Source organism: Anabaena sp. CS-542/02 (genome assembly GCF_028331085.1).
GTDB classification, from domain to species: Bacteria; Cyanobacteriota; Cyanobacteriia; order Cyanobacteriales; family Nostocaceae; genus Anabaenopsis; species Anabaenopsis arnoldii.
On the sequence record NZ_JAQMTM010000092.1, the window covers coordinates 1 to 13,688 of the forward strand.

13 protein-coding genes are annotated in these 13,688 nt (G+C 41.2%); 9 read left to right on the forward strand and 4 right to left on the reverse strand.

Annotation, left to right across the window (positions count from 1 at the left end; genetic code table 11):
• Positions 1-202 precede the first annotated feature (202 nt).
• Entirely contained in the window at positions 203-478 is a 276-nt protein-coding gene (locus PN447_RS10710; RefSeq protein WP_271732247.1) for a DUF7219 family protein, read from the reverse strand.
• Positions 479-1,271: 793 nt separating this feature from the next.
• Between PN447_RS10710 and purC the strand changes: the two genes are divergently transcribed.
• The 7 genes from purC to PN447_RS10745 all read left to right on the forward strand — a co-directional run bounded on the left by purC (position 1,272) and on the right by PN447_RS10745 (position 9,512).
• Positions 1,272-2,009: a phosphoribosylaminoimidazolesuccinocarboxamide synthase gene (gene purC, locus PN447_RS10715; RefSeq protein WP_271762989.1), complete on the forward strand. Its 738-nt coding sequence runs from the start codon at positions 1,272-1,274 to the stop codon at positions 2,007-2,009.
• A 172-nt stretch (positions 2,010-2,181) separates the two neighbouring features.
• The gene (locus tag PN447_RS10720; protein WP_271762991.1) at positions 2,182-4,338 is read left to right on the forward strand and encodes a BamA/TamA family outer membrane protein; all 2,157 of its coding nucleotides are present in this window, start codon (positions 2,182-2,184) and stop codon (positions 4,336-4,338) included.
• Between the two features lie 121 nt (positions 4,339-4,459).
• The gene (gene lpxC, locus PN447_RS10725) at positions 4,460-5,296 is read left to right on the forward strand and encodes a UDP-3-O-acyl-N-acetylglucosamine deacetylase (protein WP_271762995.1); all 837 of its coding nucleotides are present in this window, start codon (positions 4,460-4,462) and stop codon (positions 5,294-5,296) included.
• A 60-nt stretch (positions 5,297-5,356) separates the two neighbouring features.
• Complete coding sequence (fabZ, locus tag PN447_RS10730) at positions 5,357-5,866, forward strand: 3-hydroxyacyl-ACP dehydratase FabZ (protein ID WP_271762998.1); 510 nt, start codon at positions 5,357-5,359, stop codon at positions 5,864-5,866.
• A gap of 187 nt (positions 5,867-6,053) precedes the next feature.
• Positions 6,054-6,872, forward strand: a complete 819-nt coding sequence (gene lpxA, locus PN447_RS10735) for an acyl-ACP--UDP-N-acetylglucosamine O-acyltransferase (protein ID WP_271763000.1) — start codon at positions 6,054-6,056, stop codon at positions 6,870-6,872.
• Positions 6,873-7,044: 172 nt separating this feature from the next.
• Entirely contained in the window at positions 7,045-8,208 is a 1,164-nt protein-coding gene (lpxB, locus tag PN447_RS10740; protein ID WP_271763001.1) for a lipid-A-disaccharide synthase, read from the forward strand.
• A gap of 20 nt (positions 8,209-8,228) precedes the next feature.
• Positions 8,229-9,512, forward strand: coding sequence for a DNA cytosine methyltransferase (locus tag PN447_RS10745; RefSeq protein ID WP_271763002.1), 1,284 nt, complete (start codon positions 8,229-8,231; stop codon positions 9,510-9,512).
• Positions 9,513-9,548: 36 nt separating this feature from the next.
• Here the strand turns inward: PN447_RS10745 and PN447_RS10750 are convergent, their stop codons facing one another.
• Both PN447_RS10750 and PN447_RS10755 read right to left on the reverse strand, forming a co-directional pair.
• Positions 9,549-10,190, reverse strand: coding sequence for a hypothetical protein (locus PN447_RS10750; protein ID WP_271763003.1), 642 nt, complete (start codon positions 10,188-10,190; stop codon positions 9,549-9,551).
• Positions 10,191-10,318: 128 nt separating this feature from the next.
• On the reverse strand, positions 10,319-11,071 hold the full coding sequence (locus PN447_RS10755; protein WP_271763039.1) for a prohibitin family protein: 753 nt from the start codon (positions 11,069-11,071) through the stop codon (positions 10,319-10,321).
• 351 nt (positions 11,072-11,422) lie between these two features.
• On the opposite strand from PN447_RS10755, the gene PN447_RS10760 reads away from it, so the two are divergent.
• Together PN447_RS10760 and PN447_RS10765 are read left to right on the forward strand one after the other, a co-directional pair.
• Positions 11,423-12,298 carry a CPBP family intramembrane glutamic endopeptidase gene (locus PN447_RS10760; RefSeq protein ID WP_271763005.1) on the forward strand — a complete coding sequence of 292 codons (876 nt, stop codon included), beginning with the start codon at positions 11,423-11,425 and terminating at the stop codon, positions 12,296-12,298.
• A gap of 88 nt (positions 12,299-12,386) precedes the next feature.
• A complete protein-coding gene (locus tag PN447_RS10765) occupies positions 12,387-13,118 on the forward strand; it encodes a GDSL-type esterase/lipase family protein (RefSeq protein ID WP_271763006.1) in 732 nt (243 codons plus the stop codon).
• Positions 13,119-13,142: 24 nt separating this feature from the next.
• Here the strand turns inward: PN447_RS10765 and PN447_RS10770 are convergent, their stop codons facing one another.
• Positions 13,143-13,682, reverse strand: a complete 540-nt coding sequence (locus tag PN447_RS10770; RefSeq protein WP_271732232.1) for a DUF3172 domain-containing protein — start codon at positions 13,680-13,682, stop codon at positions 13,143-13,145.
• Positions 13,683-13,688 lie beyond the last annotated feature (6 nt).

Sequence of the window (13,688 nt, forward strand, 5' to 3'; positions counted from 1 at the left end):
CGTATAAAATCTTCCTTGTCCACTTTCCTTCCTTGTCTTCCTAGTCTTGCCTTCACAGATCATATTAAAAACCTACCCTTGCAAGGAGAGGGTGGGGTCAAACAATAGTTGATACACTAATCATGACTTATCAAACATCCTGTTAGAGACTATGGGATACGACTTTTGAGTTTTGCTATATAACTCTGCTATTTGTACTCCTTCAGCTTGTAGTTTCCCCATCATCATTTTGAAAGGGACTTTTGCCAATTTGCAGTTGTTTTTTAGTTTTTTTCAGTTGTTTCCATAAAGCTTTAATTTGTTCGTAAGCTTCTTCTGGGGTGAGCTTTCCACCCGTCTCTAAATTACAGATATAACTGATACGTTGAGCAAATTCCTGCAAATTTGCATTAAACACCAAATTTTCGGGCTTGACATGACCATAGTAGCGTCCACGAGGATAGAGAAAATCATCTTTGTTCATTATTTTTTTCTCCATTTTTGTTGTGTTTATTTTCCATCAATAAATTCTCGAACTGTATCCCACACAACTTTTTTATTCTTGTCTTCCTTGTCTAAAATCATGGTTTTTTTTACTTGAAAGTTTTTAATATAGCACTTCCCATGCTCGTGAGGTACAAAGTTGTTTAGTTTCAGGGAACAGGGAATAGGGAACAGGGAATAGGGAACAGGGAATAGGGAACAGGGAATAGGCAATTGATGTGTACTTCATTAGCCTGAAAAAGGCTTTATAACTAAATAATTAACTACCCTCAAATTTTTTTCTCCGACCCAATTAGTTTACATTAAGAATTTAATTATACCGGGCTGAGACAAGAAATGGTTAATTATGATTGGGAATTTCAAACATTAAGTCAAAGGTCAAACCTTTGACAAAAAGCTGTATAAACAATTTACAGAACATTTTGTGTAAGTGAGGTACAGTAGGGCGGCATGATTCCTACCCTACAGGAGTTTTAAGATTAATACTGGCACCTCATTTACCTGTAATCTGCTGTATTTACTTAATTGGCAAAAGGCAAAATATGATAGCTTTATAGTCTGATTGTTGAGAACTTGTTTCATTAAATTATCATTAAATGATAAACTAGATTTTGTCAATTGATTACATATTTTATCCTTGATCACCTTTTTTCAGGTGTATGTGCTTGATATCAGCTAACCAACTATACCTGACTCACCACCAATGGCGGATATTGAAGCACAAAAGATAAAATAGTTAAGCCTAAAAGGTCGAAAACTACCCACTGCGTACAAATTTATCTCATATCATGTCTGTTTATCCCCAGTTATACGAAGGCAAAGCTAAAATTCTCTATGCAACGGACGAGCCAGAAGTCCTGTTAGCTGATTTTAAAGATGATGCCACGGCTTTTAATGCCCAGAAACGTGGCAGTATTATCAACAAGGGAAAAATTAACTGTAGCATTTCTAGCCGGCTATTTCAGCAGTTAGAAACGAAAGGTATAAAAACACACTATATTGACAGTCCTCAACCGCACCAAATGCGAGTTAAGGCTGTGAAGATTGTGCCACTAGAAGTAGTGGTGAGAAATATTGCCGCAGGAAGTCTGTGTCAGCAAACAGGATTACCAATAGGTACAGTGCTCAAACAACCTTTAGTGGAATTTTATTACAAAAATGACCAGTTGGGAGATCCACTGTTAACACGCGATCGCCTATTGCTCTTAGAACTAGCAACACCGGAACAAGTAGAGACAATTCACAATCTAGCATTGCAAGTCAACGAATTTCTTCGCGGCTTTTGGCAGCAGTGCGGCATTACCCTAGTAGACTTCAAACTAGAATTTGGTTTGGACTCAAAACAGCAGATACTCTTGGCAGATGAAATCAGCCCGGATACTTGCCGTTTATGGAACACAGCCGAAGCAGATCCTAACTTGAGGGTGATGGATAAAGACCGTTTCCGTCGGGATTTGGGTAATGTAGAAAATGCTTATCAGGAGGTATTACAAAGAGTGCTAAAAGCAGTAGAAACTAAAACTTGAAATGGTCAAAAGCAAAAAGTCAGAATCAATAGTTTTTGGCTGATGCTTTGTGAAGCATAAGTAAATAGGCAATAGGCAGCAACTTGATTTGCACCTGGGGTCTTGTGCATAAGAGTAATGGTGTGTGGATGTGATAGCTTGCGTGGCGTAGCCATAGAGGAATTTAAAGAACATGCGTTTATCTCCGGTATGGATGGCATTTGTAGCAGTTGCAGCGCCACTAGGCATCTGTGAGAGTGCAAATGCCCAAAGTATTAATAATTCAGAACAGACAACAGAGGTTTTTAGTCCTGGGTTCAATCAGCAGTCAGCAATTGAAACCAAAAATCAGTCTTTGTTCACGGTTACTCCCGTGAAATCATCCCAGAAGACAACAGCACAAGTAATTGTCCCCACCTTAACAACCCTAAAAGTTGATTCGGTTCAGGAAATTACCCCCCCAGTACTCACAGCTCAAACTACTCCCAGTGGAGAAAATCCCAATACTCCAACTGCAGAAACTCGCGTACTGATATCAGAAGTAGTCGTCAGACCAGAAAAGGGACAACTAACACCGGAACTAGAAAGACAAGTTTACAGCGTCATTCGTACTCAACCAGGTCGGACAACAACCAGGTCTGAACTGCAAGAAGATATTAATGCCATCTTTGCCACTGGGTTCTTTGCCAACGTTGAAGCAGTGCCAGAAGATACACCTGTGGGCGTACGGGTAAGCTTTATTGTCCAACTTAACCCCGTCCTCACCAAAGTACAAGTGCAAGCTAATCCGGGAACTGATATTCCCTCGGTACTAGCTCCCGGCACTGTGGATGCAGTCTTTGGTGAGCAATATGGTCAAGTCCTCAACCTGCGGCAATTCCAAGCAGGTATCCAGCAGTTAACTAAAAAGTACCAAGAACAAGGTTACGTATTAGCTAACCTCATTGGCTCACCACAAATTTCGGAAACCGGCCTTGTCACCCTACAAATAGCCGAAGGGGTGGTAGAAAATATTCAAGTCCGCTTCCAGGATCGCGAAGGTCGGGAGGTAGATGAAAAGGGAGAACCAATTCAGGGACGAACCCAAGAATATATAATTACCCGAGAAATGAAGTTAAGTCCAGGAGAAGTATTTAACCGGGATATAGTACAAACAGACCTCCAGAGAGTATTTGGACTGGGGCTATTTGAAGATGTCAACATATCTCTTGACCCTGGTACTGACCCTAGTCAGGTAAAAGTAGTAGTGAACGTAGCCGAACGTACTAGTGGGTCTATTGCAGCTGGAGCCGGGTTTAGTTCTGCCAGTGGATTATTTGGGACTGTAAGCTATCAGCAGCAAAACCTAGGAGGAAGAAACCAAAACCTAGGAGCCGAAGTACAGATCGGACAACGGGAGCTGCTTTTTGATCTGCGGTTTACAGACCCCTGGATTGCCGGTGACCCCTATAGAACTTCTTATACAACAAATATTTTTCGCCGCAGTTCCGTTTCATTAATTTTTGACGGCAAAGATGAGAATATAAGGACATTTCAACCAGGTGAAACCGACGGTGATCGACCTCGTGTTCTCCGCTTGGGTGGCGGTATTAATTTCAACCGTCCCTTGTCTCCCAATCCCTATGAAAGATCAGAATGGAGTGCTTCAGCCGGATTGCAGTATCAACGAATTTCCACCCGTGATGCTGATGGTAATATCAGACCGGAAGGAGCCGTATTCGAGGATGGAGCGCCCACAGCAACAGTTCCTCTAAGCCTCTCAGGGGGAGGTGAAGATGACTTAGTGTTATTACAACTAGGCGCACAGCGGGACTTGCGTAATAACCAATTGCAACCAACAGCAGGTTCTTTGCTACGGTTTGGTGTGGATCAGTCCGTACCAGTGGGACTAGGTAGCATTTTTCTAACCAGACTCCGGGGTAACTATAGTCAATACTTACCTGTGAGGTTGACCAACTTCGCACCGGGGGCGCAAACCCTAGCCTTTAACGTGCAAGGCGGAACAATTCTGGGTGACTTACCGCCCTATGAAGCTTTTACCCTAGGCGGTAGCAACTCTGTGCGGGGTTACGAAGAAGGAGCCTTAACCAGTGGACGCAGTTATGTCCAAGCATCTGTTGAGTATCGCTTCCCTGTATTCTCAGTGGTTAACGGCGCACTGTTTGTTGATGTCGGTAGTGACTTAGGAACCACAACTCAGGCGGCTAACGTCCTCAACAAAAACGGTAGTGGCTACGGTTACGGTTTGGGTGTGCGTGTACAATCGCCACTAGGCCCCATTCGGATTGACTACGGCATTAACAATGACGGCGATAGTCGCATCAATTTTGGTATTGGTGAAAGGTTTTAAATAGTCACTCCTATATAGTAACTTGATGAGGCACTTGCTAATTTTGGCATTTGCCTCAATACTATTCCGATAAGGGGTCATCACCGAAACTGCAAATGAATCACATATTAACTTTTAGCTCATGGAACAACACACCATAGCAGGAGAAATCACTCAAACTGGAGTGGGACTGCATAGTGGTGTGAGTACCCATGTGCGCATATTCCCAAGTCCATCTGGGAGTGGGCGGTACTTTGTGCGGGTGGATTTGCCAGATTTACCAATCATTCCGGCTCAAGTTACCGCAGTCAGTCAAACTCTGCTCTCTACTCAATTGGGCAAAGGTGAAGCTGGCGTGCGCACAGTGGAGCATTTATTAGCAGCCCTGGCGGGTATGGGTGTCGATAACGCCCGCATTGAAATTGATGGACCAGAAGTACCACTATTAGACGGTTCAGCACAGGTTTGGACTGACAGTATTACTCAAGTTGGCTTAGTGTCGCAACCAACTAGTAAACCAGTTCCTTTGGTGGTGAAACAGCCCATCTGGATTTATGAAAATGATGCTTTTGCTTGCGCCCTTCCAGCATCAATAACCCGTTTTAGTTACGAGATTGATTTTGAACTGTCGGCTATTGGCAACCAATGGTACAGTTGGTCATTAAGTGACAACTTTGTGGCGGAAATTGCTCCGGCTCGTACTTTTGGGTTACTACACCAAATTGAATACTTACAGAAAACCGGTTTAATTAAGGGTGGTAGCTTGGATAACGCCCTTGTTTGTGGGTCAGAAGGTTGGGTAAATCCACCACTCAGGTTTGAAAATGAACCAGTTCGTCATAAAATATTAGATTTAGTAGGAGATTTGAGTTTATTGGGAAATTTTCCTCAAGCTCATTTCTTAGCATATAAAGCCAGCCACAATTTACACATTCAACTGGCACGGAAAATTTTAGAACAGGAATCGGGTAAAATCTAAAATCTCAGGTTTTCACCCATAACTACTTAATTCATTAATTACAAATTCAACACAGCGCTAATGGCAATTGTCACCCCAGTGAATAGTCCCGATACTACTGCACCTACATCTACCCCAGAAAAAAGTACTGAAATTAAAACCACATTTTCATCTGAAGAAATTCAGAAATTGCTACCCCACCGTTACCCATTCCTATTGGTAGATAAAATCATTGACTATGTTCCCGAAAAACTGGCTGTAGGCGTTAAAAATGTCACTGTCAATGAACCACAGTTCCAGGGACATTTCCCAGAACGTCCCCTGATGCCTGGAGTGCTAATTGTTGAAGCAATGGCACAGGTTGGGGGTATTATTCTGAAGCAATTACCAGGGTTTGAGGAGGGACTATTTGTGTTTGCTGGTATCGATAAAGTGCGATTCCGCCGCCAGGTACTTCCGGGAGATCAGCTAGTGATGACAGTAGAACTGTTGTGGATAAAACAACGTCGTTTCGCTAAAGTACAAGCACGTGCAGAGGTTGACGGTCAACTTGCTACTGAAGGCGAATTAATGTTTTCTCGAATTAACTAATAAGCTGTCGAGTGGGTAAAGCCGTGGTTGACTCTTAAGCTCGACTTCCATAAATCACAAAACATCATCCACTCTAGATTTTCGTTGCTCTTACACACAACTTGCTTTGCTCGACACTTTTGGCCACTGATTGTAAAAACGCCATTAATCGCGTTTCTACACTTAAAAAAGTTCTGGAGATTCACCCTTGAAAACGCTTATTCATCCCACTGCTGTAATTCATCCTCAATCGGAACTTCACCCAACAGTGCAAGTCGGTGCCTATGCTGTGATTGGAGCTAATGTCAAAGTCGGCATGGAAACAATTATTGGCCCTCATGTCGTGCTAGAAGGTCCTTGTGAGATTGGAGCGCGAAATCAGATTTTTCCCGGTGCTGCTATTGGTATGGAACCCCAGGATCTCAAGTTTGTTGGCGAACCAACTTGGGTGAAAATTGGTGACAATAACTTAATTCGTGAATATGTCACTATTAACCGTGCTACTGGGGCGGGTGAGGCTACGGTGATTGGTAATAATAACCTGTTAATGGCTTATGTACACGTAGCTCATAACTGCATAATTGAAGACCACGTGATTGTTCCTAACTCCGTGGCATTGGCGGGTCACGTCCATATAGAGTCACGCGCCAGGTTGGGCGGAGTTTTAGGGGTGCATCAATTTGTACATATTGGTCAACACGCAATGGTCGGGGGAATGGCACGTATTGACCGCGATGTGCCTCCTTATATGTTGGTGGAGGGAAATCCTGCACGGGTGAGAACTCTGAATCTAGTAGGGTTAAAACGTTCTGGGATGAGCTCTGAGGATTTACAAGTTTTGAAAAAGGCTTTTCGGCTTCTCTATCGCTCTGGCTTAAGTTTTAAGGAGGCTTTAGAAGCACTCGAACAACTCGGAGACAGTGAACAACTGCAATCCCTGCGTCGTTTTCTCCTACTTTCTCAAATGTCAGGAAGACGTGGGTTAATTCCGGGAAGGAAAAAAACCAGCCCCCATGATGACTCTTGAATTTATACAGCTTTTATTGGGGTGAGATGGACAATAACGGGCATAATTCCCACCCCGGAATAGTTTTATAATTCACTGTAGTGCCTATATTCGTTAAATATACTGTATTGTATGAGTATAATGTAACTATTTAAAACTCCGTTGTTAAATATGAATTTTTACTAATTATCAAATGCGTATATTTATCAGCACAGGGGAAGTATCTGGGGATTTGCAAGGCTCATTGCTGATTCAGGCAATCAAGCGTCAATCCGCTGGTTTAAAATTAGAAATTGTGGCTCTGGGTGGGGAAAAAATGGCAGCCCAGGGCGCTACTATTTTGGGGAAAACTAGTGGTATTGGTTCTATGGGTTTGGTGGAATCTCTGCCTTATATTTTCCCTACTATTAGGGTACAACGTCAGGCGATCGCTTTTTTGCAACAACACCCCCCTGATTTAGTCATACTAATTGATTATATGGGACCTAATCTGGGCATTGGTACTTATATGCAAAAGCATTTACCACAGGTACCAGTGGTTTATTACATCGCTCCCCAAGAGTGGGTCTGGTCTATTGGTTTACGTAATACATCCCGCATTGTCGGCTTTACAGATAAACTCTTGGCTATCTTCCCGGAGGAAGCCCGTTATTTTCGCGAGAATGGCGCACAAGTGCAGTGGGTGGGTCATCCCCTAGTTGACCGAATGCAAGATGCACCCAGTCGCTCAGTAGCTCGGGCTAAATTGCAAATTCCACCAGCACAAAAGGCGATCGCACTCCTCCCAGCTTCTCGTCATCAAGAGTTAAAATACCTCTTACCAGTAATTTTTCAAGCTGCTCAAACTATTCAAGCTCAATTACCATTCGTCCATTTTTGGATTCCCCTATCTCTGGAAGCTTACAGACAACCCATAGAAACAGCTATTCAACGTTATGGTTTAAGGGCGACAATTCTGTGCGAGCAACAAAAAGAACTCTTTGCCGCTGCTGATCTGGCTATCACTAAATCTGGTACGGTTAACCTAGAACTGGCTTTATTAAATGTGCCCCAAGTTGTGGTTTATCGCCTCAACCCCTTGACTGTTTGGATTGCTCGCAACATTCTTAAAGGTTCTATACCTTTTGCTTCACCAGTTAATTTAGTGGTCATGAAGCCCATTGTACCAGAATTCCTACAAGAACAAGCGACACCGGAAAATATTCTCCAAGCATCCATGGAATTACTCTTAAATCCTGAGCGCCGACAGCAAACTTTCGCAGATTATACCGAAATGCGTCAGCTGTTGGGGGAGGTAGGTGTATGCGATCGCGCCGCTGCAGAGATTTTGCAAATGTTACCAGGTCTTGGAAAGTAGGAAATAATCACTAGAAGCAGATGAAACAAAACCGCCCGATTGCTGTGGATTTATTTGCTGGTGCTGGGGGGATGACCCTCGGTTTTGAACAAGCTGGCTTTGATGTATTAGCATCTGTAGAAATCGACCCTATCCACTGTGCAACCCACGAGTTTAATTTTCCTTTTTGGACTGTTTTATGTCAGCCTGTTGAAGAAACTACCAGTCAACATATTAGACAAAATTCGGCTATTGGTAATCTAGAAATTGATGTCATCTTTGGTGGTCCGCCCTGTCAGGGATTCTCATTAATAGGTAAACGTTCTTTTCAAGACCCTAGAAATTCCTTGGTATTTCATTACATTAGATTAGTATTAGCACTCCAGCCCAAGTTTTTTGTCATGGAAAATGTCAAAGGAATGACTGCGGGAAAACATCAAGAATTTATTGCACAAATTATTAATGAATTTGAGAGTAATGGTTATCAAGTTAAACAAAAATATCAGGTTTTAAATTCTGCCTATTTTGGAGTTCCCCAAAATCGCGAACGGTTATTTATTCTCGGTTGTCGTCATGATTTAGAATTACCAAATTATCCAGACCCCATTACTCAACCAGCTAAACAAAAGAAATCAGGATTCTCTCATCAATTAAACTTAACTCCGACAGCTTGGGAAGCATTGCAAGATTTACCGGAGATTGAAAAATATGATGAATTGTATCAACGTGATTGGGTAGTTGCAGAGTTGGGAAAGCCTAGTGATTACGGTCTATTACTGCGTGGTTTAAATTCGGCAAATAATGACTATGGATATCAACGTCACTATGACCCTGGAATCCTGACATCAAGTTTAAGAACAAAGCATAGTTTAGAATCTATGACCAGATTCGCAGCTACACCTCCTGGTAAAACCGAAAAAATTAGCCGTTTCTATAAACTTGACCCCCAAGGTATTTGTAATACTCTCAGAGCAGGTACACCTAGTAATCGCGGAGCTTTTACCTCCCCTAGACCTATACATCCGTTTATACCCAGATGTATTACTGTGCGGGAAGCAGCGCGGTTACATTCTTATCCTGATTGGTTTAGGTTTCATTGCACAAAATGGCACGGATTTAGACAAGTGGGTAATTCTGTTCCTCCTTTATTAGCTAAAGCTGTAGGGTTAGAAATTATTAAATCTTTAGATTTCAAGTTAGATCAACCTACAAAAATACAAGATTTAGGAGATGAGAGGTTACTGAATTTGGATATGACAGCAGCAGCTAAATATTACGGTGTTGCTTCCCAGATAATAGAGCCGAGAAAAAGAAGTGAATACTAAGATAAAAAAGAATAGTCCCACAAAACTTATATTTGCCTAGCAAAAATTAACATAACTTTTGCTAGGAATAGAATTTATAGTTCGTTTATATTTGCGGCACATTTTCATAAAATAAGGGAACATAAACTGTACAGATGCTTTTACTTCTTTGTCTTGTATTTCATTAATCCATTTATATATAATGTCAATTATTTGTCCTAATTCATAATAAATTATTCTTAATTCTACATTTCCATACAAAACTTCGTAACCTATTAGATTTAGCTGCTCTGCTATAAGCCGTATAGAACCTAGTTCAAGGTCGCAAATTTCTTCATCTTCATTTAATTTTGATTGAGCAAGGCATAATCCCTTCCCCTCAGAGATAAAAAGGTCGCAAACTGGTATTTGCTTTGTTTTATTATCTTCACAAAACACAATAAAATGATATGGATCTGCTCCGGTACCTTCATAAGTCCTGCTATATACGTTTTTCCAAATCTCTATATCTTTGTGTTGTATAGTTTTTTCAAACATTTTGAGAGAGTTTAAGCTGTTATCTATTGCTCTCTGTCGATTTTGACCTCTATAACTAGCTAAAGCAATTGCTCCACCTACTATAATGAAAAAGCTTTTAACAAAATCTATCAAAATTATGACATTAGATAAATCCCAGGAAAAACCTAACCATTTATACATATTTTATAAACTATTGTATTTCTGAATTTGAGATAAATCAAAAAAGTTTTGATTCCTATTTTTACCTTTTTTTAATATAGCGATCGTCTACTAATAGTTCAACTCACAGAAGCGATCGCTAAAAATTATTACTGCTTATTTCCACTAGATAAACTACCTGCATTAAGGTTAATTAAAGGTAAAGTACCATCACCAGTGATGACTGCAGGAAAACGACCATCCCATTTTTCTATAGCTTGCTTTTGCAGTAACTCAGGTGTTAAAGTTTGCCTTTGTAATCTTTGCGCTTCTGCTTGACCTTTAGCCCGGTTAATTTCGGCTTGGGCTTCTTGAGTAGCTTTTTGAGCAATAAATTCTGCTTGTTTAGCCTCCTGTTCTGCTATTTGTTTAGATTCAATTGCTCTACTAAAATCTGGAGAAAAGGAGAAGTTTACCAAGGAAACGTCATCTATAATAATACCATAAGACTCTACACGTTTTTTGAGATTACTATCAATTTCTTGTTTTAATTCTGTTCTTTTGGTAATTACTTCCTCGTGGTTTTTTTTAGCCGTAGCTGCTTTGAGAAATTCCGATACTGCTGGGGTAATAATACCATCAATAATTAATCTTTCATCTCCCACTTGTTGATAAATGCGATTTACCTTCAGTGGGTCAATGTGCCAGTTAACTGCAAGTTCTGTGGTAATTGTTTGCAAGTCTTTAGAAGCTGCATCGGATTTGAAAATATTTTTTTTTTGCACCCGGACATTAATTCTTTTAACTGATATGACTATGGGTATAATCGGGTGTAGCCCTTCATCTAAAACTCTATCCTGTACCTTACCAAACTGCATCAATACACCCCTTTCACCCGCATTAATAACCGCAAAAGGACGCATAATGATTGCCAAAAATCAAATAAATATTCCTCCGGCAATATAAATTAGATAGGGAAATCTATTTTGAAGATTGATGCTAATTTTACTCATTTTTCCCTCCATGAATTAAATTCAATCACCAATGAGTATAAGTTTCTCATCAGCTACAAAAAATTTAAAATTAGTTTATGTTTAGCTACAGAATTACTCAGCCGCAGTTAATTTGGTCTAGTGTGGTGCAACTGCTACCGTTGAGATATCAAAAACTTTAGCATAGTAGTCTACCTAATTATGATTTGGTGTAGAGGGAAATTAGTCTATAATCCAGGAGAACTCAAGTTACTTGGAACATCGTAGAAATAACTAGTACTTATGATACATAATCCATTTTCCCGGGTCAGGGTTCGTTATTTGTTCGCCAAGGGTCTACTGGTATCCTTGCTGTCCGGTATTTGTTTAGGCTATGTGCAAGGAATTAACGGACTGACACTTAATAATCAAGTTGTTGTCCTGGTGCTGTATATTTTAATATTTGGATTGCTTTGCCTGTGGATATTCGCAGACTTCAATCGTTTAGGAATTAATCTGCGGTATGTTGTGGGTATTCTGCCGAAGAACTATAAATGGTTACCGACGGTGGGCTTAGTTGTTCTGGTAATCGTGTTTTCACTTAGTGCCTATCTAGTCTCATTTTCCCTGTTGTCGTGGTTCGCTCCTTCTTTTATAGAGGAACTTCTGCGCCAAGTAGCCAGCAATGCTTCTGCTCACAGTTCAGCACCTTTACTAGACAATTTACTGAGTGCGATCGCAATTATAGTCGTGGCTCCCATCGCGGAAGAATTTATTTTCCGAGGGGTTATACTGCAACGATGGGCTACCAAGTGGGGTATCCGTACAGCTTTGATTGTCTCCTCTGTCCTGTTTGGAATTTTACACCCAAATTTCCTCGGATTATCTATGTTTGGTTTTGTTATGGGTGTGCTATATATCAAGACCCGAACATTAATTGTGCCTATAGCCTGTCATGGGTTAAATAATTTACTAGCACTAACAGCAGGGTTTTTCTCTAATCAGCCACAAACTACCTCATCGCTGGATAACTTAGAACAATTGCGTTCCGGTTGGTGGGTAGGAGTTTTGTTGATGTTAATATCTTTGCCTGGGTTAATTCGGTTTTTATCCCGGAATTGGCCGCGTCAGAATGCACCAACCCCTTACTTAATCAACGCATCCCAAGCAAATACATAAGTCTATTGTAGTCAAACAACAGAAATATATTCTCTAATGATGTAGAAATGTATAGAATCTTGTAAAGATATAAAATATAGTTCTAAAAATGCAAACACTCGAGCTTTCTTCCTCTGGGCTGGTAGTACAACCAAAGCCATTTGAGTCTTTGAGAATTATTGCACTAGGAGATAGCTTAGTTTATGGCTTTGGCGACCCAGAAACAGGGGGTTGGGTTGAACAACTGCGGCGCTGGTGGATGTTGCCCGATAGTTGTGGTCATATATTATATAATTTGGGGGTGAGAGGCGATCGCACCCAGCAAGTAGCACAAAGGCTAGAAGTAGAATTTCGCCATCGAGGTGAATTAAGAAATCGGCTTCCCGACCTGATGATTCTCTCCGTCGGTGTGAATGATTCCGCCCGATTAAAAAGTAACCAGGGTCGTAATTATACAGATTTCGCTGTATTTAAAACCGAAATTGCTGCTCTGCTCGCACAAGCACAAAAACTTTGCCCTGTGTTGTTTGTGGGGATGGTTCCTGTGGATGAAAGCAAAATGCCTTTTTTAGATTGCTTTTATTATAATCACATCGACCAGTACCGTTATAAAGAAGTTACTAAACTTGCTTGTCAGCAACGGCAAATTCCTTACTTAGATATTTTCGATCAATGGATGGCCCGTGATGAATCGTGGCGTTTACAGCGCTTAGGTGTAGATGGTCTTCACCCCAATACCCTCGGTTATCAAACTTTGTTAGCAGACGTGATGAACTGGGAAGCACTAGCAGCCTACAATCAGAAGGCCAATGGAAAAATTAACCCCCATGAGGGGGTGTAAATTTAGACTCAATTCCCAAGGTCGCTAAAATCTCTCTGTTTCTTGCGGTTGCGTCACTGCTCCGGGCTGAGAGGTGAAAAAGTTTTGAGCAGCTTGGTTTTGGTAAATACATCTAATGTCAGGGTTTTCACTGTCCAAGTTACCTGTAAAGCCAAAGGTATTTAAACGACTCCTACATTCTCTGACTTGGCTTGATGATACAAGGTTACGTTGCTCTAAAATTGCCCAGTTATTTTGGCGCAGAACGCACCCAGGACGCATACTTGGTTGAGCAACATAGACGTTAAACGGGTTGAGAGTAACAAACAGTCTCGCGTCCATGACCATTGCACTAGCCCCAAACTGCACACAAATCTCAGGGTTCGGCGCTTTAGTATCTATGAATTCACGAGAAGCGACATTTGCCGGGGTTAAAGTGGTTGTGGAACTAAAGGCAATACCAATTCCAATACCCAACACCAGCACCCCCGCCAAAATGGCGATAGTAGAGATGTTGAACAGGGGGGATTGTAAAGCCGAGGATTTAGAAGTATTGGCTGGTCTACCAGTAGATTTACGTCTCATTTTCGC